Origin of the sequence: Vibrio sp. HENC-03, from assembly GCF_000305755.2 — a bacterium.
Classification (GTDB): Bacteria; Pseudomonadota; Gammaproteobacteria; order Enterobacterales; family Vibrionaceae; genus Vibrio; species Vibrio owensii.
In genome coordinates this window covers 44,623-68,240 of the sequence record NZ_JH976134.1, presented here as the reverse complement: position 1 = coordinate 68,240, position 23,618 = coordinate 44,623, and the positions used below count along the sequence as shown (strand labels likewise).

Annotated in this window: 24 protein-coding genes; 16 read left to right on the top strand and 8 right to left on the bottom strand. The window is 46.3% G+C overall.

Annotation, left to right across the window (positions count from 1 at the left end; translation table 11 throughout):
• Positions 1–7: 7 nt before the first annotated feature.
• The 3 genes from cpaB to VCHENC03_RS00150 are packed head-to-tail and all read right to left on the bottom strand — an operon-like array spanning position 8 to position 1,482.
• Positions 8–814 (bottom strand): Flp pilus assembly protein CpaB, encoded by an 807-nt coding sequence (gene cpaB, locus VCHENC03_RS00140; RefSeq protein ID WP_009708044.1) that lies wholly within the window; start codon positions 812–814, stop codon positions 8–10.
• Positions 815–821: 7 nt separating this feature from the next.
• On the bottom strand, positions 822–1,259 hold the full coding sequence (locus tag VCHENC03_RS00145) for an A24 family peptidase (protein ID WP_032803173.1): 438 nt from the start codon (positions 1,257–1,259) through the stop codon (positions 822–824).
• Positions 1,260–1,263: 4 nt separating this feature from the next.
• On the bottom strand, positions 1,264–1,482 hold the full coding sequence (locus VCHENC03_RS00150; protein ID WP_009708042.1) for a Flp family type IVb pilin: 219 nt from the start codon (positions 1,480–1,482) through the stop codon (positions 1,264–1,266).
• A gap of 327 nt (positions 1,483–1,809) precedes the next feature.
• Between VCHENC03_RS00150 and VCHENC03_RS00155 the strand changes: the two genes are divergently transcribed.
• A complete protein-coding gene (locus VCHENC03_RS00155) occupies positions 1,810–3,063 on the top strand; it encodes a valine--pyruvate transaminase (RefSeq protein WP_009708041.1) in 1,254 nt (417 codons plus the stop codon).
• Positions 3,064–3,198: 135 nt separating this feature from the next.
• Here the strand turns inward: VCHENC03_RS00155 and VCHENC03_RS00160 are convergent, their stop codons facing one another.
• From VCHENC03_RS00160 to dnaA, 5 genes are all read right to left on the bottom strand, one after another.
• Positions 3,199–3,636 carry an Hsp20 family protein gene (locus VCHENC03_RS00160; RefSeq protein WP_009708040.1) on the bottom strand — a complete coding sequence of 146 codons (438 nt, stop codon included), beginning with the start codon at positions 3,634–3,636 and terminating at the stop codon, positions 3,199–3,201.
• A 468-nt stretch (positions 3,637–4,104) separates the two neighbouring features.
• Positions 4,105–6,522, bottom strand: a complete 2,418-nt coding sequence (gene gyrB, locus VCHENC03_RS00165; protein ID WP_009708039.1) for a DNA topoisomerase (ATP-hydrolyzing) subunit B — start codon at positions 6,520–6,522, stop codon at positions 4,105–4,107.
• Between the two features lie 13 nt (positions 6,523–6,535).
• A complete protein-coding gene (recF, locus tag VCHENC03_RS00170) occupies positions 6,536–7,615 on the bottom strand; it encodes a DNA replication/repair protein RecF (protein ID WP_009708038.1) in 1,080 nt (359 codons plus the stop codon).
• 9 nt (positions 7,616–7,624) lie between these two features.
• Complete coding sequence (gene dnaN / locus VCHENC03_RS00175) at positions 7,625–8,725, bottom strand: DNA polymerase III subunit beta (protein WP_009708037.1); 1,101 nt, start codon at positions 8,723–8,725, stop codon at positions 7,625–7,627.
• Positions 8,726–8,788: 63 nt separating this feature from the next.
• Entirely contained in the window at positions 8,789–10,195 is a 1,407-nt protein-coding gene (gene dnaA / locus VCHENC03_RS00180) for a chromosomal replication initiator protein DnaA (protein WP_005440837.1), read from the bottom strand.
• 430 nt (positions 10,196–10,625) lie between these two features.
• On the opposite strand from dnaA, the gene VCHENC03_RS00185 reads away from it, so the two are divergent.
• From VCHENC03_RS00185 to atpB, 15 genes are all read left to right on the top strand, one after another.
• Positions 10,626–11,372 carry an amino acid ABC transporter substrate-binding protein gene (locus VCHENC03_RS00185; RefSeq protein ID WP_005440835.1) on the top strand — a complete coding sequence of 249 codons (747 nt, stop codon included), beginning with the start codon at positions 10,626–10,628 and terminating at the stop codon, positions 11,370–11,372.
• Between the two features lie 105 nt (positions 11,373–11,477).
• Positions 11,478–12,149 carry an amino acid ABC transporter permease gene (locus VCHENC03_RS00190; protein WP_005440833.1) on the top strand — a complete coding sequence of 224 codons (672 nt, stop codon included), beginning with the start codon at positions 11,478–11,480 and terminating at the stop codon, positions 12,147–12,149.
• Complete coding sequence (locus tag VCHENC03_RS00195) at positions 12,146–12,883, top strand: amino acid ABC transporter ATP-binding protein (RefSeq protein ID WP_005440831.1); 738 nt, start codon at positions 12,146–12,148, stop codon at positions 12,881–12,883. Before VCHENC03_RS00190 ends, VCHENC03_RS00195 begins: the two co-directional genes overlap by 4 nt.
• A gap of 242 nt (positions 12,884–13,125) precedes the next feature.
• The gene (rpmH, locus tag VCHENC03_RS00200; protein ID WP_005378825.1) at positions 13,126–13,260 is read left to right on the top strand and encodes a 50S ribosomal protein L34; all 135 of its coding nucleotides are present in this window, start codon (positions 13,126–13,128) and stop codon (positions 13,258–13,260) included.
• Between the two features lie 46 nt (positions 13,261–13,306).
• Positions 13,307–13,630, top strand: a complete 324-nt coding sequence (gene rnpA, locus VCHENC03_RS00205) for a ribonuclease P protein component (protein WP_009699098.1) — start codon at positions 13,307–13,309, stop codon at positions 13,628–13,630.
• Positions 13,597–13,854 carry a membrane protein insertion efficiency factor YidD gene (gene yidD, locus VCHENC03_RS27165; protein ID WP_078608021.1) on the top strand — a complete coding sequence of 86 codons (258 nt, stop codon included), beginning with the start codon at positions 13,597–13,599 and terminating at the stop codon, positions 13,852–13,854. Before rnpA ends, yidD begins: the two co-directional genes overlap by 34 nt.
• Before the next feature lie 2 nt (positions 13,855–13,856).
• A complete protein-coding gene (gene yidC, locus VCHENC03_RS00210; RefSeq protein ID WP_009708036.1) occupies positions 13,857–15,479 on the top strand; it encodes a membrane protein insertase YidC in 1,623 nt (540 codons plus the stop codon).
• A gap of 133 nt (positions 15,480–15,612) precedes the next feature.
• The gene (mnmE, locus tag VCHENC03_RS00215; RefSeq protein ID WP_005440826.1) at positions 15,613–16,974 is read left to right on the top strand and encodes a tRNA uridine-5-carboxymethylaminomethyl(34) synthesis GTPase MnmE; all 1,362 of its coding nucleotides are present in this window, start codon (positions 15,613–15,615) and stop codon (positions 16,972–16,974) included.
• Between the two features lie 103 nt (positions 16,975–17,077).
• On the top strand, positions 17,078–17,518 hold the full coding sequence (gene mioC / locus VCHENC03_RS00220) for an FMN-binding protein MioC (RefSeq protein WP_005440825.1): 441 nt from the start codon (positions 17,078–17,080) through the stop codon (positions 17,516–17,518).
• A gap of 469 nt (positions 17,519–17,987) precedes the next feature.
• Positions 17,988–19,883: a tRNA uridine-5-carboxymethylaminomethyl(34) synthesis enzyme MnmG gene (gene mnmG / locus VCHENC03_RS00225; RefSeq protein WP_005440822.1), complete on the top strand. Its 1,896-nt coding sequence runs from the start codon at positions 17,988–17,990 to the stop codon at positions 19,881–19,883.
• On the top strand, positions 19,883–20,518 hold the full coding sequence (gene rsmG, locus VCHENC03_RS00230) for a 16S rRNA (guanine(527)-N(7))-methyltransferase RsmG (RefSeq protein WP_005440819.1): 636 nt from the start codon (positions 19,883–19,885) through the stop codon (positions 20,516–20,518). Before mnmG ends, rsmG begins: the two co-directional genes overlap by 1 nt.
• A 10-nt stretch (positions 20,519–20,528) precedes the next feature.
• A complete protein-coding gene (locus tag VCHENC03_RS00235) occupies positions 20,529–21,302 on the top strand; it encodes a ParA family protein (protein WP_005440815.1) in 774 nt (257 codons plus the stop codon).
• 25 nt (positions 21,303–21,327) lie between these two features.
• Positions 21,328–22,209 (top strand): ParB/RepB/Spo0J family partition protein, encoded by an 882-nt coding sequence (locus VCHENC03_RS00240; protein ID WP_005440814.1) that lies wholly within the window; start codon positions 21,328–21,330, stop codon positions 22,207–22,209.
• 189 nt (positions 22,210–22,398) lie between these two features.
• Positions 22,399–22,788 (top strand): F0F1 ATP synthase subunit I, encoded by a 390-nt coding sequence (locus VCHENC03_RS00245; RefSeq protein ID WP_005440813.1) that lies wholly within the window; start codon positions 22,399–22,401, stop codon positions 22,786–22,788.
• 8 nt (positions 22,789–22,796) lie between these two features.
• On the top strand, positions 22,797–23,609 hold the full coding sequence (gene atpB, locus VCHENC03_RS00250) for a F0F1 ATP synthase subunit A (protein ID WP_009708035.1): 813 nt from the start codon (positions 22,797–22,799) through the stop codon (positions 23,607–23,609).
• The last annotated feature ends 9 nt before the right edge of the window (positions 23,610–23,618 follow it).

Sequence of the window (23,618 nt, the reverse complement as noted above, 5' to 3'; positions counted from 1 at the left end):
TTGCCTCCTAGTTGAATCGATATTCTTTGATCGATTGGGTTTTCGTGGTTTGCCTTTCATCAGCAAAACGAATCACATCGCTTGAGTTCGCATGCAGTTCATCCACAAACTGCTCACCAATCGATTTATGTACCGTAATTTCTGCGATGCGTTTTGCTACCGACAACTTAGCCAACTGACGGTTAGTTACTTGCAACACTAAAGTGACATCAGTGGTTTTCTGGTCGGTCAATGTACTGACTAAGCGTTGTTTCGAGATCATGTACAGCACAGGAACTTGAGCAATCAGCGGTGTCATGGTCAGATGCTCAATGTCCGACACGGTGTTATCTGCCGAGAGATTTTGGTCCATGGTGGAAATAACAGAGATATCGACCAAATCACCAACGGCAATCGTTCCTCCTACCACATCATCACCCGGTACCGTGATATTGAACGGTGCGTAACCAGGCTTAGCCACGGTCGAGAGGTAATCGCTTTCTCCCGGAGAAGTCAGCACCTCTTTCGTCACCCATTCACCTTGATTCAGAGCTTCAACCACAATTAGGCGCTTGCTCCAATCGAGCTTAATATCGCTATCAATCCCTTGTTGCGCCGCTTGTGACTCGGTTAAGTATTCAATCACCAAATCTCGACGTTGCAGTGCTTCACCTCGTTTTAGGTCGCGCTTTAACGTCCAGACTTTAAATTTTTTCTCTTCTTTCTTCGGCTGTTGTGTTTGTACAACCGGAGCGGTTGGCTGTGATTGAGTCACGCCATAAAGCCCGACCGAAATGGCAATCGCCGCCAAAACAAGAATGACTTTTGAATTCATGGTTCACCTATAAAGATGCAGCGATGCCAAACAGGCTTCCGAGACAAATGGGCACACCATAAGGCACACCTCTTTCCATCCCAGCAGGATGATTACCTATTTGGCTAACAAGCCACTGCGTCAGAGCAAGAACTCCGCCCAAAGTGACAATCAACCAAATCGTCAACGGCAAGAACTGCGGTGCAATCATCAGTGCAAATGCAGCCAGTAATTTGCTGTCCCCCGCTGCGAGGATTCGTAGTTGAAACAGCACAGCGCCTATCGCCAATATCACCATTGAAGACAGTGCGTGACTGTACTCCCCTTTATTCAAGACAAAAAAAACACCCAGCAAAGCAACACTTAACGCCACTCCATTGGGTATTTTTCGGTATTTGATGTCTTGATAACAGGCTATAAAAGCCATGGTGGCAAGGGGAAGTAGCCACCATAGTTTTCCCAACAAGCTATTAGCCAGCAGCAGGAGCAGAGTTCGCAGCCGTGATGTTGCTTGAAATGGTATCGATAGCACCTTGTAGAGATTCACGTAGTGCATCATTAAATACTGCTAGTACGATTGCAGACATGCACACGCCTAGGATTGCGTATTCAATTGCTGTTACGCCACGCTCGTCGTTTTTGAATGATTCGATGAACAGTTGTGTTTTTACAAATAAGTTAGTAAACATTTTGACTCCTCAATTTTTCTAACACGTCAAAAAGATGACGGAGGGGATAGTAAGAATTGAGGAGATTTTGAGCAAATGAAGACCATAGTACCTGACACTGCTCTGACAGATAGCGAGGTTTCATTCAGGTTGGATTCAGTTTTCGCATAGGAAAACGTTTACTTAATCACAACAAAAATCATTGTGGTCCGATTTTTTCTTTTTCGGCTTAATTCACACTTTGCGTTAATTACGCATTGAGGTAAGGTCAAGGATTACTCGATAAGCCGATAAAACATCGGCACAAACATACACAAAGCAATCACAATGAATTAGGTATAACGACAAATGCAGTTCTCTAAGTTTGGTGAAAAATTTAATCAGTATTCAGGTATAACGCAGTTAATGGACGATTTGAATGATGGCCTGCGCACACCAGGTGCCATCATGCTCGGTGGAGGTAACCCAGCCGCCATTCCTGCCATGCTCGATTACTTTCGCCAAGCCAGTGAGGAAATGCTCGCCAGTGGGGAGCTCGTCGCCGCCCTCGCCAACTATGATGGTCCGCAAGGCAAAGACGCGTTCGTTAAAGCGTTGGCTCAGTTATTCCGTGAAACTTACGGCTGGGATATTTCCGAGAAAAACATCAGCCTCACAAACGGTAGCCAAAGTGGCTTCTTCTACTTGTTCAACTTGTTGGCAGGTAAACAGCCTGACGGTTCGCACAAGAAAGTGCTACTGCCTATCGCGCCTGAGTACATCGGTTATGGTGACGCAGGTATTGATGAAGATATCTTTGTCTCTTACCACCCAGAGATCGAGCTGTTAGATAACGGTCTGTTTAAATACCACGTCGATTTTGAGCAGCTCACCGTCGATAACTCTGTTGCGGCAATCTGCGCGTCTCGCCCAACCAATCCAACAGGTAACGTACTGACAGACGAAGAAGTACGTAAACTGGACAAGCTAGCACGTGAGAACAATATTCCGCTGATTATCGATAACGCCTACGGTCTACCTTTTCCGAACATCATCTTTGAAGATGTCGAGCCGTTCTGGAATGAAAACACCATCCTGTGCATGAGCCTATCTAAACTTGGCTTGCCGGGCGTGCGTTGTGGCATTGTGATTGCGAGTGAAGAAATCACTCAAGCATTAACCAATATGAACGGCATCATCAGCCTAGCACCGGGCAGTGTTGGTCCAGCGCTAGCAAACCACATCATTGGCAAAGGCGACCTGCTTAAACTGAGCTCTGAGGTGATTAAGCCGTTCTACAAGCAGAAGTCGCAACGTGCAGTTGAACTGCTCCAAGAAGCGATTACCGATGAGCGCTTCCGTATTCACAAACCAGAAGGCGCTATCTTCTTATGGCTATGGTTCGATGAACTGCCAATTACGACAATGGAACTGTACCAACGCTTGAAAGCGCGTGGGGTCTTGATTGTTCCGGGTGAATACTTCTTTATTGGTCAGAAAGACGAGTGGGATCATGCGCACCAATGCTTGCGTATGAACTACGTTCAAGACGATGAGATGATGCAAAAAGGCATTGCGATTATCGCAGAAGAAGTGGAAAAGGCTTATCGCGAAGGTAAATAGACCGATAAAACTCTGCCGCTTCTCTTTGAAATTGCGGCTTTGAAAGCCCCAAACTAAAAAGAGCGCCCTTTTCCATATGGAAGGCGCTCTTTCTCATTCTATAACCGTGTGGTTAACTGAAATGTCTTTAGCTGATTAGTTGTTTTCAATCAGGTTGTTGCCACCGATAGCAATCTTACGCGGTTGCATCGCTTCTGGAATTTCACGAACTAAATCAACATGAAGTAGACCGTTTTCCATTGATGCACCGACAACTTTTACGTAGTCCGCAAGTTGGAATTTACGTTCAAAATCGCGTTCTGCGATGCCTTGGTAAACGTAGTTTTTACCTTCTTCTGCTTTACGCTCGCCCTTCACGATAAACATGTTTTCGTTTTGAGTCAAATCGAGCTGATCTTCAGCAAAGCCAGCGACTGCCATAGTAATACGGTAGTTGTGCTCGTCTTTTTGCTCGATGTTGTATGGAGGGTAACCGCCAGAAGTGTTCTTCGCAGAGCTTGCTTCCATCAGGTTAAACAGACGGTCGAAGCCAATTGCATTACGGTATAGTGGTGAGAAATCTACATTACGCATAATCTATCCTCTTTTAAGCAATAGTCTTAGCCCAGATGAGGGTCATCCACGTGGCGCATTTATGCAAGAAAACGCCGAGCTAAGGGATCCGATGATTCATTCCTCTGACCTACTCTTTAGGTACGGGGACATGATGTCGAATCTAGGGTCAAGTTGTGTGCTAAAACTGAGTATCCTCTCCTGAGCGATCTCGTTTAGCGATTCCAGAGGCGCTTTTCTTCTCTTGTTGAGCAAGTTAGCCATCCCTCTTCATAACTAGATATAAGGTCGAAAAATGGGCTTTCAAGGGCTCCGGTGAAAATATTTTTAGATCCCCGACTCGGTCGTCCCTCCCTCTCGAAGCGTTCCCATATTCATAGGGCGCAGCCGTTCTCGTATCTCGACTCTTTTATCTCGTTTCTACCCAATAAAAAAACGCCACCTCTTGCGAGATGGCGTTTTTAGTATGATTTGACTGAGTCTGTCCGACTACACGTCTAGGTTTGCTACTTTAAGCGCGTTCTCTTCGATGAAGTTACGACGCGGCTCAACTTGGTCACCCATTAGCGTTGTGAACAATTGGTCTGCGCCTACCGCATCTTCAATTGTTACTTGCATCATGCGACGTGTCTCAGGGTCCATTGTGGTTTCCCAAAGCTGATCTGGGTTCATCTCACCTAGACCTTTGTAGCGCTGTAGACTTAGACCACGACGCGACTCTTTGATTAGCCACTCAAGTGCCGCTGCAAAGCTTGATACCGGCTGAGTACGCTCACCACGTTTGATGTAAGCGCCTTCTTCTAGCAGACCGTCTAGAGCTTCAGATAGATCCGCTAGTTTGCCGTACTCTTTCGAGTTCAGTAGGTCGATGCTTAGTGCGTAGTCATGAGTCACACCGTGAGTACGTACGATGATCTTAGGTAGGTTTAGACCTAGCTCTTCGTGTTGCTCAACTTCGAAGCTGTATTGGCTTGCGCCCACTTCTTTCGCGTTTAGCTGTTCAACTAGCTGTTTTGTCCATGCTTCTACTGCTGCAGCATCGTGACATTGCTCTGCCGTTAGACGCGGCGTGTAGATTAGCTCATGAACTAGTGCGCTTGGGTAACGGCGGCTCATGCGATCCGCTAGCTTGATACCAGCGTTGTATTGCTGAACTAGCTTCTCTAGTGCTTCGCCTGCCAATGCTGGCGCTTCTGCGTTTACGTGTAGCGATGCGTTATCAAGTGCCAAAGCAACTTGGTATTGGTTCATCGCGTCTTCGTCTTTGATGTACTGCTCTTGCTTACCTTTCTTCACTTTGTAAAGCGGTGGCTGAGCGATGTACACGTAGCCACGCTCAATAAGCTCTGGCATTTGACGGTAGAAGAAGGTCAACAGTAGCGTACGGATGTGCGAACCATCGACGTCAGCATCGGTCATGATGATGATGTTGTGGTAACGCAGTTTGTCCGGGTTGTACTCGTCACGACCGATACCACAGCCTAGTGCAGTGATCAGCGTTGCTACTTCTTGAGAAGAAAGCATCTTGTCGAAACGCGCTTTTTCTACGTTAAGAATCTTACCTTTTAGCGGTAGGATTGCTTGGTTCTTACGGTTACGGCCTTGTTTTGCGGAGCCGCCTGCCGAGTCACCCTCCACTATGTATAGTTCAGAGAGTGCAGGATCTTTTTCCTGACAGTCTGCAAGTTTGCCTGGTAGGCCAGCTAGGTCTAGTGCGCCTTTACGACGAGTCATTTCACGAGCTTTACGCGCTGCTTCACGAGCACGAGCTGCATCGATGATTTTCGAACAAACCATCTTCGCTTCTGTCGGGTTCTCAATCAGGAACTCAGACAGCTTCTCACCCATTGCTGATTCAACCGCTGACTTCACTTCAGAAGAAACCAGTTTGTCTTTAGTTTGGCTAGAGAACTTAGGATCTGGCACTTTAACTGAAACAACCGCAGTTAGACCTTCACGAGCGTCATCACCAGATGTTGCTGTTTTCGCTTTCTTAGAGAAACCTTCTTTATCCATAAAGGTATTCAGCGTACGCGTTAACGCAGCACGGAAACCAGCAAGGTGAGTACCACCATCGCGTTGCGGGATGTTGTTAGTGAAACAGTAGATGTTCTCTTGGAAGCCGTCGTTCCATTGCATTGCCACTTCTACCGCAATGCCATCTTCACGTTCAAAATCGAAGTGGAAGATTTTCTCAATGATTGGTGTTTTGTTGGTGTTTAGGTGCTCAACGAACGCTTGAATACCACCTTCAAACATGAAGTGGTCACTCTTGTCTGCTTCACGCTCATCAACCAGCTTGATAGAAACACCTGAGTTTAGGAAAGAAAGCTCACGTAGACGTTTTGCTAGGATATCGTAATGGAACTCGATATTTGTGAAGGTTTCAGCGCTTGGCCAGAAGCGGATCTGTGTACCCGTTTGGTCAGTATCACCAATTACTGCTAGTGGCGCTTGAGGCTCACCGTGATGGTAAGTTTGCGTATGGATATGACCGCCGCGGTGGATAGTCAGAACCACTTTTTCAGACAGTGCGTTTACTACTGAAACACCTACGCCGTGAAGACCGCCCGATACTTTGTATGAGTTATCGTCGAACTTACCACCAGCGTGAAGTACCGTCATGATAACTTCTGCTGCTGATACTTTTTCTTCTGGGTGCATTTCTGTTGGAATGCCACGACCATCATCCGTAACTGAAACCGAGTTGTCCTCATGAATTGTCACAACGATGTCTTTACAGTGACCTGCCAACGCTTCATCAATTGAGTTATCCACCACTTCGAAGACCATGTGGTGAAGACCAGTGCCGTCGTCCGTGTCGCCGATGTACATACCTGGACGCTTACGTACCGCATCCAGACCCTTCAGTACCTTAATACTCGATGAATCGTAATTTTCAGACATGAGTTTCTCTCTTCTAGTTTGACTCTATCCTGCCATGTTCCACATGAAACAATTTGCCCGTATCGTCCAACATATCGGCGATTTGGCTTTCAGTGATAGAGCTTACAAATACTTGTGCGCCCGTCTCTTTCAAGCAGTCAGCAAGACGCTTGCGACGTTGGCTATCTAATTCCGACGCAAAGTCGTCAATTAGGTAAATACATTGTTTTCCGGTCATTTCGGTAAGGTGCTGCCCCTGCGCTACACGCAATGCACACACCATGAGTTTTAATTGACCGCGTGACAAAACGTCCTCAACAGGCGTTCCGTTCACTTTAATGCGCAGATCAGCCTTATTCGGACCACTAAAGGTGTAGCCCAACGACTGATCACGCTCGAAATTTTTTTCTAGTATCTCATGATAAGGGGTATCTTTGTCCCATCCACGATAATACTTTAATTGGATCTCAAATTCTGGCAAAAATGTCTGACAGATGGTTTCCGCTACGCTTTTCATCTGATCGATGTACAGCGCTCGCCATTGACTGATGTTTTCAGCCAAACGCGCCATCTCTTGATCCCAATAACTGAGTTCACGATAACTTCTGGCGGTTTTAAGCAGTGCATTACGTTGCTTGTTAAGACGCTTGAAACGTCCCCATGCATCATAGAAAGCTGGCTCGGTGTGAAACACACCCCAATCGATGAATGCACGACGATGTTTTGGGCCATCCGTTAGTAGATCAAACCCTTCCGGATGTATCAACTGCAAAGGTAAAACTTGTGCGAGTTGTGCCAGTTTTTGCCCAGATTGACCGCCTATTTTAACCTCTGTTGAGCCATCACGCTGCTTATTAATGCCGATAGGTAGCTCAAATTGATCCGAGTTCAAAAAACGACCATGAACAAACAGTTCGTCACACTCATTTTGGATAACTCGGCCCGTCAGCGAACTCTTGAAAGAGCGTCCGTGTCCGAGCAAGTAAATCGCTTCTAGAACACTGGTTTTACCGCTGCCGTTCGGCCCAATAAGAAAGTTAAAGCCTGCTGATAGGTCAATATCACAGGCTTTAATGTTTCGAAACTGCTGAATGATGAGGCGAGAAAGTGGCATTCAGATGGCTTATAGACGAATTGGCATCACCACGTACATGGCACTGTCGTCGTCTGCGTTTTCAATCAACGCACTTGCGTTCGCATCTGACATCGACACACGTACGTTATCGCAACGCAGTGTATTAAGCACATCAAGCACGTAGCTAACGTTGAAGCCGATTTCGATAGCGTCACCTTCAAAGGTCACGTCTAACATTTCTTCTGCTTCTTCTTGCTCTGGGTTGTTGGCAGTAATGCGCATTTCACTGCCCGCAAGATTCACACGAACACCACGGAATTTTTCATTAGAAAGAATCGCTGCACGAGAAAACGCTTGGCGTAATTCATCACAGCTTGCTTCTAGTGTTTTGGTCGTACTTTGCGGCATTACACGGCGATAGTCAGGGAAACGACCATCAACAAGCTTAGAAGTGAAGATAAAGTTGTTCACTTCTGCACGCACATTTGAGCTACCAATTTGTAGCACGACAGGTTGCTCAGGTGCGTCCATTAGCTTCACAAGTTCTTGCACACCCTTACGCGGCACGATGATTTGCTTCTGTGCGAAATCGGCACCGAGTTGTGTTTGAGATACCGCCATACGGTGACCGTCAGTAGCCACGCTACGTAGCGTCGTACCGTCGATTTCAAACAACATACCGTTGAGGTAGTAACGAACGTCTTGGTTCGCCATTGAGAATTGTGTTTTCTCGATCAGCGTACGCAGATCAGACTGAGTCAGTGATACTTCCACTTCACTCTGCCAATCTTCAATGTTCGGGAAATCGTTCGCTGGAAGCGTCGCCAGTGAGAAACGACTACGGCCAGAACGAACTTGTACGCGATCGCCTTCTAGTACGAAGGTGATGATAGAGTAATCTGGTAGACCACGGCAGATATCAAGAAATTTACGAGAAGGAACGGTAATGCTGCCCGCTTCAAAATCCCCTTCTAGAGCCACTTTGCTCACCAATTCCACTTCCAAATCGGTTGCGGTCATGGATAACACGTTCTCTTCTACTTTAATCAGTAGGTTACCAAGAATTGGTAGGGTTGGTCGGCCACCTAGTGCACCCGAAACCTGTTGTAGCGGTTTGATTAAATGACTACGTTCAATGGTAAATTTCATGCTTGGCTCTTTACGCTGTCAGCTCAATTAATGATTTGCTTAGAATACTGTCATTCTAACCGATTACGAAGACAGGGTGCGAATCAAGTTAGAGTAATCTTCTTTAATATCGTGGCTCTCTTCACGCAGTTGCTCAATCTTGCGACATGCATGCAGCACAGTGGTGTGGTCACGACCACCAAATGCATCACCAATTTCAGGCAAGCTGTGGTTGGTCAGCTCTTTTGCCAGCGCCATCGCCAATTGACGAGGACGAGCAACCGAGCGAGAGCGGCGTTTAGACAGCAAGTCCGCCACTTTAATCTTGTAGTATTCTGCGACCGTCTTTTGAATGTTGTCGATCGTTACAAGCTTTTCTTGTAGAGCAAGCAGATCGCGCAGCGCTTCACGAACAAAATCAATCGTAATTGGACGACCAGTGAAGTTGGCGTTTGCAATAACGCGGTTCAGTGCACCTTCCAGCTCACGAACGTTAGAACGTAGACGCTTGGCAATAAAGAACGCCACTTCATCTGCTAGGTGGATTTGGTGGTCTTCGGCTTTCTTCATCAAGATCGCTACACGGGTTTCTAATTCAGGCGGCTCGATCGCAACCGTTAGACCCCAACCAAAACGTGATTTTAGACGATCTTCCACACCGCTGATCTCTTTTGGATAACGGTCTGAAGTAAGAATGATCTGTTGGTTACCTTCCAATAACGCGTTGAAGGTATGGAAGAATTCTTCCTGTGAACGCTCTTTATTAGCAAAGAACTGAATGTCATCGATAAGAAGCGCATCAACACTGCGGTAGTAACGTTTGAATTCTTCAATCGCATTGTTTTGCAGTGCTTTTACCATGTCTTGCACAAAACGCTCAGAGTGCATGTACACCACTTTCGCGTTTGGCTTGTTATCCACAATCGCGTTGCCCACGGCATGCAACAAGTGCGTTTTACCTAAGCCCGTACCACCGTAAAGGAACAACGGGTTGTAAGCTGCGCCCGGATTATCTGAAACCTGACGTGCTGCAGCTAAACCTAGTTGGTTCGACTTACCTTCCACGAAGTTGTTGAACTTGTGCTTTGGGTTCACGTTTGAACGATGATTGATGTTCGCGATCGCTTGAGCGTCGTCATCCCACGTTTTATGCACAGGCTTACGAGCTTGCAATTGCGCTGGTGCTGAAGATTCAGCGGCTACATCAGCTGGCGTACGTGTCGGTGCCGGCTTAGGAGCTGCAACTGGGCGACTGCCCACTTCAAAGCGTAAGCTAGGGACGTCGTTACCGCAGTATTCCTGCAGTAGACGATTGATGCTGTTCAGGTACTTGTCGCGAACCCAATCCAAAACAAAGCGGTTTGGAGCGAACAGAGTGAGAGTATTGTCATTGAGCTCCGCTTGTAACGGACGAACCCACATGCTGAATTCTGTAGCTGGTAGCTCTTCTTGAAGCTGCTGCAAACATTGCAACCAAAGCGAAGATGACACGGTGCCCCCACTGAGTATTTGAATTATCGGAAAAGACTGGCAATTTTACCTGTTGATAACCAAGATCGCCAGCAATTGATCGATGATCCAGTGAATAAGATCTAAGTTATTCACAATTATTTCGCCCAACTAAGCGAGATCAACACATCTTGCCCCAAATTTGCCCACACATTGATCCACATTTGGGCAAAATCAGCCAGATCGAGCAATTGGTGATAACTCTGTGAATGAATTTCGGTTCATCGATTTTTTTCGATCGTCATTTCTGCTCTTTCCGATCGTTTTTTCATCATTTATCCCTATATCTTGACTACTATCTATACCAAATAAGATCTTATTACTCTGAGGTCTAGGTTATTGCACTTGGTTATTTCTTTAATTGAGCTAACTGACAGTAGTATTTCCAACCATAAAAGTATGGAGATGTATTATGAAAAACTGGATTAAGGTTGCCGTTGCAGCCATCGCTTTGTCTGCCGCGACCGTTCAAGCCGCTACTGAAGTAAAAGTAGGCATGTCTGGCCGTTACTTCCCATTCACCTTTGTGAAGCAAGATAAGCTGCAAGGTTTTGAAGTGGATATGTGGGATGAGATCGGTAAACGTAACGATTACAAGATCGAATACGTAACAGCGAACTTTTCTGGTTTGTTTGGCCTTCTTGAAACGGGCCGTATTGATACCATCTCAAACCAGATCACCATGACAGACGCACGTAAAGCGAAATACCTATTTGCTGACCCATACGTAGTAGACGGTGCGCAAATTACCGTACGTAAAGGCAACGACAGCATCCAAGGTGTTGAAGATCTAGCAGGCAAAACCGTTGCGGTTAACCTAGGCTCTAACTTTGAGCAGTTGCTCCGCAGTTACGACAAAGACGGCAAGATCAACATCAAGACCTACGATACAGGTATTGAGCACGATGTAGCGCTAGGTCGTGCTGATGCGTTCGTTATGGACCGTCTGTCTGCATTAGAACTGATTAAGAAAACCGGTCTACCGCTACAACTTGCGGGTGAACCATTTGAAACGATTCAAAACGCTTGGCCATTCGTTGATAACGAAAAAGGTCGTAAGCTACAGGCAGAAGTGAATAAAGCGCTTGAAGAGATGCGTGCCGACGGAACAGTAGAGAAGATTTCTGTGAAATGGTTTGGTGCCGACATCACTAAGTAAAACTTCTCTTCTTTTAGGACGCAGGGCTTTATCTCGCGTCCTTTTTTAACTCAATGACAAGGTGGAACTTCGTATTCCACCTTTTCTTTTCTCAAGGTAAGTCGTATGGGATTTGATTTTAATTACATGTTGGAACTGTTGCCAATACTGCTCAAGTATCTTGGCACAACCATGGAAATGGCCACATGGGGATTGGTCTTTTCACTGATTCTAGCCGTTATTTTAGCGAACATTCGCGTATTTAAGCTGCCAGTTCTCGACCAATTGAGCCAACTTTACATCAGCTTCTTCCGTGGTACTCCGCTTTTGGTACAACTGTTTTTGCTCTACTACGGCTTACCGCAAATCTTCCCATTCATGGTGGGCATTGATGCCTTTTCTGCGGCAGTGATTGGCTTAACGCTCCACTTTGCCGCTTATATGGCAGAGAGTATTCGCGCCGCCATCATTGGTATCGATCGCAGTCAGATGGAAGCGAGCTTGTCAGTGGGGATGACGACACCTCAAGCAATGCGTCGGGTGATTTTGCCACAAGCAACGCGCGTCGCACTGCCTTCTCTTATGAACTATTTCATCGATATGATTAAGTCCACTTCCCTCGCCTTCACGCTGGGTGTGGCTGAAATCATGGCTAAAGCGCAGATGGAAGCCTCTTCTAGCTTCCGCTTCTTCGAAGCTTTCCTTGCCGTCGCTCTTATCTACTGGGGTGTGGTGGTGATTCTGACTCGAGTACAAATTTGGGCAGAAGCGAAATTGAATAAGGCGTACGTACGATGATCAAATTAGAAAATATCCACAAACGCTTTGGCGAAACAGAAGTCCTCAAAGGTATTGATCTCGATATCAAGCAAGGTGAGATCATCGTTATTATTGGCTCAAGTGGTACGGGTAAATCGACACTTCTACGTACTGTTAACTTCTTAGAGCAAGCGGATGAAGGTCGCATTACCATCGATGACATCTCCGTCGATACACAAAAACATACCAAAGCCGAAGTATTGGCTCTACGCCGCCGAACTGGGTTTGTTTTTCAAAACTATGCCCTATTTGCTCATATGAACGCGCGTCAGAACATCGCAGAAGGCTTGATCACGGTACGCGGCTGGAAAAAAGAAGACGCTCTCAAGCGTGCTCAAGAAATTCTGGATGACATCGGCCTTGGCGATAAAGGAGAAAGTTATCCAGCGGCTCTGTCTGGTGGCCAGCAACAACGTGTGGGTATCGGCCGAGCAATGGCGCTACAACCGGAACTGTTGCTTTTTGATGAGCCAACATCTGCGTTGGATCCAGAATGGGTTGGAGAAGTTCTCTCATTAATGAAGAAGTTAGCTAATCAACATCAAACAATGTTAGTGGTCACGCACGAGATGCAATTTGCCAAAGAAGTGGCGGATAGAGTGATCTTTATGGCCGAAGGCAACATCGTTGAACAAGGTTCTCCACAAGATATATTCGATAATCCACAAGATCCTCGTTTGAAAAAATTCCTTAACCAAGTTGGAATAGAGTAAAGATCAAGCATCAAGATCAATCGATCCTTGAGATTTTACTCACACTACGTATAATCGCCCGGCCGGAATTTCGTACTCATGAGTCATTGACACATTATGTGAGTGTGATTACAATTCCGCCTCTTTGTTGAGAGGCGTCGGTTGTTCTTCTTTAATAAAGAGCTTCTTTATATAAAGAAAGCAAAATGCCCACGCCGGGTTTAACAAGAACCTAAAACTACTGATCAGTAAAGGTAATTATCATGAAACGCACTTTTCAACCTACAGTTCTAAAGCGCAAGCGTACTCACGGCTTCCGTGCTCGCATGGCAACTAAGAACGGTCGTAAAGTTATCAACGCACGTCGTGCAAAAGGCCGTGCGCGCCTATCAAAATAATCGCTAGTTTATTTTGAACACGTACGCGTTTAATCGGGAGTTACGCTTGTTAACTCCCGAGCATTATCAAAACGTCTTCCAGCAAGCTCATCGAGCTGGCTCGCCTCATTTCACCATCATTGCACGCAATAACAAACTTTCTCATCCTCGATTAGGTTTAGCTGTTCCGAAAAAGCAAATCAAAACTGCTGTTGGTCGTAACCGCTTTAAGCGTTTGGCTCGTGAAAGCTTTCGTAACAATCAACATCAACTTCCAAATAAAGATTTTGTTGTGATTGCAAAGAAAAGCGCGCAAGATTTAAGCAATGAGGAATTATTTAAGTTGTTTGATAAGCTATGGCATCGCCTGTCTCGCCCTTCACGTGGATAGCCATTGGGCTCATTAATCTATATCGCTGGTTTATCAGCCCTCTGATTGGTCCTCGTTGCCGGTTCACTCCAACTTGTTCCACTTACGCGCTAGAAGCTTTGAGAGCTCACGGTTTTGTAAAAGGATGTTGGTTATCAGGCAAACGTCTATTAAAATGCCACCCTTTGAATGAAGGGGGGTATGACCCCGTTCCACCAGTCCAAAAACAAGACAGAGATAACTAACGATGGATTCTCAACGTAATATCCTGCTTATCGCTCTGGCACTGGTTTCTTTCTTGCTGTTTCAACAATGGCAAGTAGCAAAGAATCCAGCACCTCAAGCGGTTGAACAGGCTCAATCAAGCAGTACTCTACCTGCACCATCTTTTGCTGATGACTTGGATCCAGTTCCTGGCCAACAGCAAGCTTCTGCAAAAACTATCACAGTAACGACTGATGTTTTAACTCTGTCGATCGACACCGTTGGTGGCGATGTGGTACATGCCGACCTGAACAAATACGCTGCTGAACTTGATTCATCAGACCCATTCGTTCTGCTAAAAGACACCAAAGGCCACCAGTTCATCGCACAAAGCGGTCTAGTGGGTCCTCAAGGTATCGATCTTAGCAGCACTAACCGTCCTCACTACAACGTGAGCGCAGACAGCTTTACTCTAGCTGACGGTCAAGACGAACTACGCGTTCCAATGACATTCACTGCAAACGGTATCGAATACATCAAAACTTACGTATTCAAACGTGGCAGCTACGCGCTGAACGTGGAATACGATGTTGTGAACAACTCTGGTAACAACGCAACATTTGGTATGTACGCTCACTTGCGTCAAAACCTAATGGACGCTGGTGGTAGCATCACAATGCCGACTTATCGTGGCGGTGCTTACTCAACAGAAGACGTTCGTTACAAGAAATACAGCTTTGAAGATATGCAGGATCGTAACCTGTCTATCAACCTAGCAGATGGCCAAGGTTGGGCAGCAATGATCCAACACTACTTCGCTGCAGCTTGGATCCCACGCAACGAACCAGGTACTAACCTGTACACTCGCGTGATTGGTAACCTAGGTGACATCGGCGTACGTATGCCAAACAAAACTATCGCAACGGGTGACCAAGCGAAGTTTGAAGCAACACTATGGGTTGGTCCTAAGCTACAAAAAGAAATGGCTGCAGTAGCACCAAACCTAGACCTAGTAGTGGACTACGGCTGGCTATGGTTCATCGCTAAACCACTTCACTCATTGCTTGCTTTCATCCAAAGCTTTGTGGGTAACTGGGGTGTAGCAATCATCTGTTTGACCTTCATCGTTCGTGGTGCAATGTACCCACTAACGAAAGCGCAATACACGTCTATGGCGAAAATGCGCATGCTACAGCCTAAGCTGCAAGCAATGCGTGAGCGCATCGGTGATGACCGTCAGCGCATGAGCCAAGAAATGATGGAACTGTACAAGAAAGAGAAAGTGAACCCACTGGGTGGCTGTCTACCTCTTATCCTACAGATGCCTATCTTCATCGCGCTTTACTGGGCACTAATGGAATCGGTTGAGCTACGTCACTCTCCATTCTTCGGTTGGATTCATGACCTTTCAGCGCAGGACCCTTACTACATCCTGCCTCTACTGATGGGTGCGTCAATGTTCCTAATCCAGAAGATGAGCCCAACAACAGTAACGGATCCAATGCAACAGAAGATCATGACCTTTATGCCGGTTATGTTTACCTTCTTCTTCTTGTTCTTCCCATCAGGTCTGGTTCTATACTGGTTGGTGTCGAACATCGTTACGCTTATCCAGCAAACGTTGATTTACAAAGCGCTGGAGAAAAAAGGCTTACACACTAAGTAACCTTGACAGAAAAGCATAAGAAAGGCGGCCAAAAGGTCGCCTTTTTGTTTTTGGCTGATTACAATTCAGCTAATTAATTGGTTCTGGCTCCCTAGGGGTGTAAACCCTATAGCCCAGCTCAAAAGGCAAGATTATGACTACAGATACGATTGTCGCTCAGGCTACCGCACCCGGTCGTGGCGGTGTCGGCATTATTCGTGTTTCTGGCCCTAAGGCCAATCAAGTGGCGCTAGAAGTCACAGGCAAGACGCTAAAGCCTCGCTACGCAGAGTATCTGCCATTTCAAGCGGAAGATGGCACCGTGCTAGACCAAGGCATTGCCCTGTACTTCCCTAACCCACATTCGTTTACAGGCGAAGATGTACTTGAACTGCAAGGCCACGGTGGCCCTGTGGTAATGGATATGCTGATTAAGCGTATCTTGGGTATCGACGGTGTACGTGCCGCTCGACCTGGTGAGTTCTCAGAACGCGCCTTCCTAAACGACAAGATGGACCTAACTCAAGCAGAAGCAATTGCCGACCTGATTGATGCCAGCTCAGAAGAAGCAGCAAAATCAGCACTGCAATCACTGCAAGGCCAGTTCTCACAACGCATCCAAACGCTGGTGGAATCTCTGATCCACTTACGTATCTACGTGGAAGCGGCCATTGACTTTCCAGAAGAAGAAATCGACTTTTTGGCCGATGGGAAAGTGTCTGGTGACCTACAAACGATCATCGATAACCTCGATGCGGTACGTAAAGAAGCCAACCAAGGCGCGATCATGCGTGAAGGCATGAAAGTCGTGATTGCAGGCCGTCCTAATGCAGGTAAATCAAGCCTATTGAACGCTCTATCTGGCAAAGAGTCTGCTATCGTAACGGATATCGCCGGTACCACGCGTGACGTATTGCGTGAACACATCCATATCGATGGGATGCCTTTACACATCATCGATACCGCTGGTCTGCGTGATGCTTCTGATGAAGTAGAGAAAATCGGTATCGAGCGTGCATGGGATGAAATCGCCCAAGCAGACCGTGTTCTGTTTATGGTTGATGGCACCACAACTGACGCAACGGATCCAAAAGACATTTGGCCAGACTTCGTTGATCGCTTGCCAAACAGTATTGGCATGACGGTGATCCGCAACAAAGCGGATCAAACGGGCGAAGATATGGGGATCTGCCATGTAAATGATCCGACACTGATTCGCCTTTCTGCAAAAACAGGTGCAGGTGTGGATGCTTTGCGTACGCACTTAAAAGAGTGCATGGGCTTCTCAGGCAATACCGAAGGCGGCTTTATGGCTCGTCGTCGTCACCTAGATGCGCTAGAACGTGCTGCTCAGCATCTTCAAATCGGCCAAGAACAGCTTGAAGGCTATATGGCGGGGGAAATCTTGGCAGAAGAGCTGCGTATTACTCAGCAGCACTTGAATGAGATTACTGGTGAGTTCAGCTCAGATGACCTCCTCGGCAGAATCTTCTCCTCATTCTGTATCGGTAAATAATCAAAACGCGCGGTGTTAAGCATAAGTTTAACGCCGCGTTTCTTTTTGTACTGACGCACTGTGGTTACCCAAGGCGTGAGTATGGCTCAATAAAGGAAGACACATGATCCACATTATTACAGGCAGTACGTTAGGTGGCGCAGAATACGTAGGTGATCACCTGAGTGATCTGCTCAATGAAAACGGTTTAGAAACGACGATCCACAACCAACCAGAGTTGTCATCGATCGAGAACCAAGGCACTTGGCTAGTGATCACTTCAACTCATGGCGCGGGCGAATACCCAGATAATATCCAACCTTTTATTGCTGCGTTACAAAACACACCACCTAAGATGGCCGATGTGAAGTTCGCAGTGATTGCGATTGGAGATTCAAGCTACGATACATTCTGCGCTGCAGGCCAGCATGCTTATGACCTGTTAGAAGACATTGGTGCAACGCCTATCACAGACTGCTTGAAGATTGATGTACTCAGCCATGATGTACCTGAAGACGCCGCAGAGGTGTGGTTGAAGGAGAATCTGGCACGCTTTACCGCTTAGTACCTCTCTTACAGAGTCGCATCGCGACTCTGTTTCTCCTCTTTGTGAATAACTTCCTACAAAACTTTTTGTTCAACCGCTCAAAAAACACCCAAACTCACTGTGGATAAGTAAGGTAAGATCCGGTGACTTTCCTTTAGTTATCCCAAGAACAACTTTGATCCGTTTTACCCCCTGTGCATAACCCCGCATTTTGATCTCAGGAAATCCTCGATCTGATCAAGTCATGATCACAAGATATGATCCAAAGAAGATCCATGATCTTGTTGATCATTTTCTAGTTATCCACAGAAACGGTCGATCCTAATAATAGATCCAATAAAAGATCATATATATAGATCTTATATATATAGTCTTAGGGACTAAAATTTGAAAAGCGAGAAAACGATTCTCTCTCACAGAGAAAAAAGGTAAAATACCGCTCTTTTTTATCTGTCCATTAAATCCTTTGAATACCTGAGGTCAGTTCATGCTTTATCACGAAAACTTTGACGTCATTGTTGTCGGTGGCGGACACGCAGGAACGGAAGCCGCGCTCGCATCTGCACGCACAGGACAAAAAACACTCCTTCTTACCCATAACATCGATACATTAGGCCAGATGTCATGTAATCCGGCGATTGGTGGTATCGGTAAAGGTCACTTAGTAAAAGAAGTGGATGCTATGGGCGGTCTGATGGCAGAAGCCATTGACCATGCGGGTATTCAATTCCGAACGCTAAATGCCTCTAAAGGTCCAGCAGTTCGTGCAACTCGCGCGCAGGCTGACCGTGCATTGTACAAAGCGTACGTACGCAACGCGCTAGAAAACGCACCAAACCTAACTCTGTTCCAACAATCGGTTGATGATCTGATTGTGGACCAAGATCGTGTGGTTGGCGTTGTGACTCAAATGGGTCTGAAATTCCATGCAAAAGCTGTGGTTTTAACCGTAGGTACATTCCTTGGCGGTAAGATCCACATTGGTATGGAAAGCTCTTCAGGTGGTCGCGCTGGGGATCCACCATCGATCGCATTGGCGGATCGATTACGTGAACTTCCATTCCGTGTGGATCGTCTGAAAACGGGTACACCACCACGTATCGATGCTCGCAGTGTCGATTTCTCTGTGTTAGAAGCACAGCACGGTGACAACCCAACACCAGTATTCTCATTCATGGGTAAACGTGAGCATCAGCCGCGTCAAATCCCATGTTTTATTACTCACACCAATGAGCAAACTCATGATGTGATCCGCAATAACCTTGATCGCAGCCCAATGTACGCAGGCGTGATCGAAGGTATTGGTCCGCGCTACTGCCCGTCTATCGAAGACAAAGTGATGCGTTTTGCGGATAAAAACAGTCACCAAATCTTCATTGAGCCAGAAGGCCTAACCACGCACGAGTTATACCCGAATGGTATTTCCACCAGCTTGCCGTTTGACGTGCAAGTACAAATCGTTCGTTCAATGAAAGGTTTTGAAAACGCACACATCGTTCGCCCAGGTTACGCGATTGAGTACGATTTCTTCGACCCACGTGATTTGAAGCAAACTTACGAGACCAAGTTCATCAGCGGTCTGTTCTTCGCGGGTCAAATCAACGGTACAACTGGCTACGAAGAAGCGGCAGCACAAGGTTTGATGGCAGGCTTGAACGCAAGTTTGCACAGTCAAGGCAAAGAAGGCTGGAGCCCACGCCGTGACCAAGCTTACATGGGTGTATTGATTGACGACTTGTCGACCATGGGTACCAAAGAACCGTATCGCATGTTCACATCTCGTGCGGAATACCGTCTGTTACTTCGTGAAGATAACGCCGATCTACGTTTGACGGAAAAAGCGCGTGAACTTGGTTTGATTGATGATGTGCGTTGGGCACGCTTCAATGAAAAAATCGAGAACATGGAAACCGAGCGTCAACGTCTGAAATCGACATGGATGAACCCAAATTCTGCAGGTATCGATGAGCTGAACAAGCTATTGAAAACACCAATGGCACGTGAAGCAAGCGGTGAAGATCTTCTTCGTCGTCCAGAGATCTCATACTCACAATTGACGCAATTGGATGCTTTTGCTCCTGCTCTAGAAGATCAACAAGCGTCAGAGCAAGTTGAGATTCAAGTCAAGTACGATGGTTACATCAAGCGTCAGCAAGAAGAGATCGAAAAATCACTGCGCCATGAGCACACTAAGCTACCAGCGGACTTGGATTACAAAGACGTGAAAGGTCTATCCAACGAAGTAGTCGCTAAGTTGACAGAAGCGAAACCAGAAAGCATTGGTATTGCATCACGTATTTCTGGTATCACGCCGGCTGCGATTTCGATTTTGCTTGTTCACCTGAAGAAGCATGGCTTGCTGAAAAAAGGTGAGGAAGAGTAATGAGCGCTTTACGCACAAGATTGGATGCTCTGATCGCCCAAACTGATTTGGAAGTGTCTGAAAAACAACGCGAGCAGTTAGTCGGTTACGTCGAACTGCTCGACAAGTGGAACAAAGCATACAACCTGACGTCGGTTCGTGACCCACTTGAGATGCTAGTGAAACATATCCTTGATAGCATCGTCGTTAGCACTCACTTACCAGGTGAGCGTTTTATCGATGTTGGCACAGGACCAGGTTTGCCAGGTATTCCATTGGCAATCATGAATCCAGAGAAGACCTTCTTCTTGCTCGATAGCCTTGGCAAACGCATCCGCTTTATCAAGCAAGTTGTGCACACGCTAGGACTGAAAAATGTGACGGCAATTCAAAGTCGCGTCGAAGAATTCCAGCCAGAAGAAAAATTTGATGGCGTTTTGAGTCGAGCTTTTGCTTCAATGACGGACATGGTGGAATGGTGTCATCATCTGCCTAAACAAGATTCTGGGGTGTTCTTGGCTTTGAAAGGTCTTCACCCTAAAGATGAAATAGATCTGCTTCCTGAATGGTGTAGTGTGACGGAGATCATATCTTTAGCTGTTCCTGAGTTGGAAGGTGATCGTCATCTAGTAATCTTATCGCGCAAGGAAAATTAGCGAGGTAATCGTGGGTAAAATTGTAGCAATCGCCAACCAGAAAGGTGGGGTCGGCAAAACAACAACGTGCATTAACTTAGCAGCTTCGATGGCGGCAACAAAGCGCAAGGTTTTGGTGATCGATCTCGACCCTCAAGGCAATGCTACGATGGCCAGTGGCGTCGACAAGTACATGGTTGATGCGACGGCGTATGATCTTCTGGTTGAAGATACCCCGTTTGATCAAGTGGTTTGTACTGAAACCACAGGGAAATACGATCTGATTGCAGCGAACGGCGACGTCACCGCTGCAGAAATCAAATTGATGGAAGTATTCGCGCGCGAGGTGCGTCTGAAAAACGCCCTTGCGTCAGTTCGCGATAACTATGATTTCATCTTTATTGATTGTCCTCCTTCTCTAAACCTTCTTACAATCAATGCTATGGCCGCAGCCGACTCTGTGCTGGTGCCGATGCAATGTGAATACTTTGCGTTAGAAGGTTTAACTGCTCTTATGGATACAATCAGCAAGTTAGCGGCCGTGGTCAATGAAAACCTCAAAATCGAAGGTTTACTGCGTACCATGTACGATCCACGTAACCGCCTGTCTAATGAAGTATCCGATCAACTTAAAAAACACTTTGGTAGTAAAGTTTACCGTACTGTGATCCCACGTAATGTGCGTTTGGCCGAAGCGCCGAGCCACGGTAAACCTGCAATGTACTATGACAAGTACTCCGCAGGCGCCAAAGCGTATCTTGCTCTAGCGGGCGAAATGCTCCGCCGCGAAGAAATCCCAGTTTAACTCTCTAACCTAAGGAATTCCTCCTATGTCTAAGCGTGGTCTAGGAAAAGGACTGGATGCGTTGTTGTCGACCAGTTCGTTGGCTCGTGAAAAACAGCACATTGCATCGCACAGCCAAGCATTGTCGGCAGACGGTGAACTGACTGATTTAGCGATTGGTCAATTGCAGCCTGGTGTTTACCAACCGCGTAAAGATATGGCGCCAGAAGCGCTAGAAGAACTCGCAGCTTCAATTCAATCGCAAGGCATCATTCAGCCGATCGTGGTTCGCCAAGTGGCGAGTGGTCAGTTTGAAATTATCGCTGGTGAACGCCGTTGGCGCGCAGCAAAGCAAGCCGGTCTAAAACGAGTACCTTGTTTGGTGAAAAAGGTCGAAGACCGCGCTGCAATTGCGATGGCGCTTATCGAGAACATTCAACGTGAAGATTTGAATGTGATTGAAGAAGCTCAAGCGCTTGAGCGTCTACAGGATGAATTCACGCTAACGCATCAGCAAGTGGCCGATGTGATTGGCAAATCAAGAACCACTGTTAGTAACCTATTACGTCTAAATCAGTTAGAAATTGATGTAAAAGGTCTGGTTGCAGACAAAAAATTAGAAATGGGTCATGCTCGAGCTCTGTTAGCCTTGGAAGGCGAGCAGCAGGTTGAAGTGGCTCAACAAGTGGCTAAGAAGCAAATGACCGTTCGCCAAACCGAACAGTTAGTAAAAAAGTGCTTAGCCCCACAAAATGAGCAAAAAGCTCAACAAGAAGATACCGAAGCGGAGCAAATGTCGCATAAATTGAGTCAACTGCTTGATGCTAAGGTTTCTTTGGTCCGTTCTGCAAACGGCAAAGCGAAAGTGACGATAAGTCTTGATGAGCCTCACAAATTGGATCAACTGATTGCCAAGCTAGAGGCCTAAATGAGATAATTGATTTAGGTCAATTAATTAAAATAATCGAATTTTGTGTGAAAGTTGTCGGATTGTAAACAAAACTGTAAGTTTTTGATGCAATATAATTGCATTCAATTGTTCGCACCGTATAATTTTCGCCAATTTCCCTGCACAGAGAGTTTAGTGCAAAGTGGATATTACTAGAGGTACGAATACATGGTAGCTGCGTTAGCTAGACCAGGACGAGAGCTCGCAAAGCAATTGTTAATGATCCAGTCTGGCGCGGTTATTTTTGTGGCTGCAGGAATGGCGATAGCCGTGAATCCTGAATGGGGAATTTCAGCGCTGGTAGGTGGAGGCATCTTTGTTGTTGCCAATGCTGTCTTTGCGCTATGTGCTTTTATGTTTAGTGGGGCTCGCGCTGCCAAGCGTATCGCGGCGTCTTTCTATACAGGCGAAGTTCTGAAAATCCTCATCACGGTTGTGTTGTTCTACGTAGCCTACATGTATATGCAGGTGGAACTTGTTCCCCTCAAACTAACCTATTTGCTGGTACTAGGTATTAATATCTGTGCACCAGTGCTATTCATTAACAACAAAAAATAGGATGAGTTATGGCTGCGCCAGGTGAAGCGCTAACATCGTCCGGTTACATTGCCCACCACTTATCAAACCTTTCTTTAGCTAAGTTAGGCTTGGTAGCGGATGAAGCAAGTTTCTGGAACGTACATATCGATAGCCTGTTTTTTTCTTGGTTTACTGGTTTAATCTTCCTCGGAATTTTTTACAAAGTAGCGAAGAGAACAACAGCGGGTGTACCGGGTAAGCTTCAGTGTGCTGTAGAAATGATCGTTGAATTTGTCGCGGAAAACGTCAAAGACACGTTCCATGGACGCAACCCACTGATCGCGCCTTTAGCACTGACTATCTTTTGTTGGGTATTTTTGATGAACGTGATGGACTTAGTCCCGATCGACTTCTTACCTTACCCAGCAGAGCATTGGCTAGGTATCCCTTATCTTAAGGTTGTACCGTCTGCTGATGTGAATATCACCATGGCTATGGCTCTAGGCGTTTTCGCATTGATGATTTACTACAGCATCAAAGTGAAAGGTCTAGGTGGATTCGCAAAAGAACTTGCACTACATCCATTCAATCACCCACTAATGATTCCGTTTAACCTACTGATCGAAGTGGTATCGCTACTAGCGAAGCCTCTTTCTCTTGGTATGCGTCTATTCGGTAACATGTTCGCGGGTGAGGTTGTATTCATTCTTTGTGCGGCAATGCTACCATGGTACTTACAATGGATGGGTTCACTACCGTGGGCAATCTTCCATATCTTGGTTATTACGATTCAAGCCTTCGTATTCATGATGTTGACAATTGTTTACCTGTCAATGGCACACGAAGACGCTGATCATTAATTTTTTAAG

Coding starts and splice junctions, on each gene's coding strand:
- cpaB (WP_009708044.1), bottom strand. CDS start 814: ATGAATTCAAAAGTCATTCTTGTTTTGGCGGCGATTGCCATTTCGGTC.
- VCHENC03_RS00150 (WP_009708042.1), bottom strand. CDS start 1,482: ATGTTTACTAACTTATTTGTAAAAACACAACTGTTCATCGAATCATTC.
- VCHENC03_RS00155 (WP_009708041.1), top strand. CDS start 1,810: ATGCAGTTCTCTAAGTTTGGTGAAAAATTTAATCAGTATTCAGGTATA.
- VCHENC03_RS00160 (WP_009708040.1), bottom strand. CDS start 3,636: ATGCGTAATGTAGATTTCTCACCACTATACCGTAATGCAATTGGCTTC.
- gyrB (WP_009708039.1), bottom strand. CDS start 6,522: ATGTCTGAAAATTACGATTCATCGAGTATTAAGGTACTGAAGGGTCTG.
- recF (WP_009708038.1), bottom strand. CDS start 7,615: ATGCCACTTTCTCGCCTCATCATTCAGCAGTTTCGAAACATTAAAGCC.
- dnaN (WP_009708037.1), bottom strand. CDS start 8,725: ATGAAATTTACCATTGAACGTAGTCATTTAATCAAACCGCTACAACAG.
- VCHENC03_RS00185 (WP_005440835.1), top strand. CDS start 10,626: ATGAAAAACTGGATTAAGGTTGCCGTTGCAGCCATCGCTTTGTCTGCC.
- VCHENC03_RS00190 (WP_005440833.1), top strand. CDS start 11,478: ATGGGATTTGATTTTAATTACATGTTGGAACTGTTGCCAATACTGCTC.
- VCHENC03_RS00195 (WP_005440831.1), top strand. CDS start 12,146: ATGATCAAATTAGAAAATATCCACAAACGCTTTGGCGAAACAGAAGTC.
- rpmH (WP_005378825.1), top strand. CDS start 13,126: ATGAAACGCACTTTTCAACCTACAGTTCTAAAGCGCAAGCGTACTCAC.
- yidD (WP_078608021.1), top strand. CDS start 13,597: ATGGCATCGCCTGTCTCGCCCTTCACGTGGATAGCCATTGGGCTCATT.
- yidC (WP_009708036.1), top strand. CDS start 13,857: ATGGATTCTCAACGTAATATCCTGCTTATCGCTCTGGCACTGGTTTCT.
- mnmE (WP_005440826.1), top strand. CDS start 15,613: ATGACTACAGATACGATTGTCGCTCAGGCTACCGCACCCGGTCGTGGC.
- mioC (WP_005440825.1), top strand. CDS start 17,078: ATGATCCACATTATTACAGGCAGTACGTTAGGTGGCGCAGAATACGTA.
- mnmG (WP_005440822.1), top strand. CDS start 17,988: ATGCTTTATCACGAAAACTTTGACGTCATTGTTGTCGGTGGCGGACAC.
- rsmG (WP_005440819.1), top strand. CDS start 19,883: ATGAGCGCTTTACGCACAAGATTGGATGCTCTGATCGCCCAAACTGAT.
- VCHENC03_RS00240 (WP_005440814.1), top strand. CDS start 21,328: ATGTCTAAGCGTGGTCTAGGAAAAGGACTGGATGCGTTGTTGTCGACC.
- VCHENC03_RS00245 (WP_005440813.1), top strand. CDS start 22,399: ATGGTAGCTGCGTTAGCTAGACCAGGACGAGAGCTCGCAAAGCAATTG.
- atpB (WP_009708035.1), top strand. CDS start 22,797: ATGGCTGCGCCAGGTGAAGCGCTAACATCGTCCGGTTACATTGCCCAC.